Raw genomic sequence first — 223 nt, 5'->3', positions numbered from 1 at the left:
GACCGCCCCAGTCAAACTGCCCGCCTGAGACTGTCCGCAAGCTCGTTACGCTTCTCGTTAGAATTCCAATAAAACAAGGTTGGTATCCCACCAGCGGCTCCGTGAATACTGACGTACTCACTTCTCTGCCTCCCAACTATCCTGTACATCTCTTACCGGAATCCAATCTCAGGTTACAGTAAAGCTCCATGGGGTCTTTCTGTCCAGTCGCGGGTAACCTGCA

Annotated in this window: 1 rRNA gene; it reads right to left on the bottom strand. The window is 52.0% G+C overall.

Annotated features, from left to right (window positions below):
• A 23S ribosomal RNA gene (locus ACFCTO_RS12300) occupies positions 1–223 on the bottom strand; the annotation flags it as partial.

The sequence above is a fragment of the Megasphaera indica genome, assembly GCF_046614755.1.
Lineage (GTDB): Bacteria > Bacillota > Negativicutes > Veillonellales > Megasphaeraceae > Megasphaera > Megasphaera intestinihominis.
This window is presented reverse-complemented; position numbering and strand designations above follow the sequence as displayed.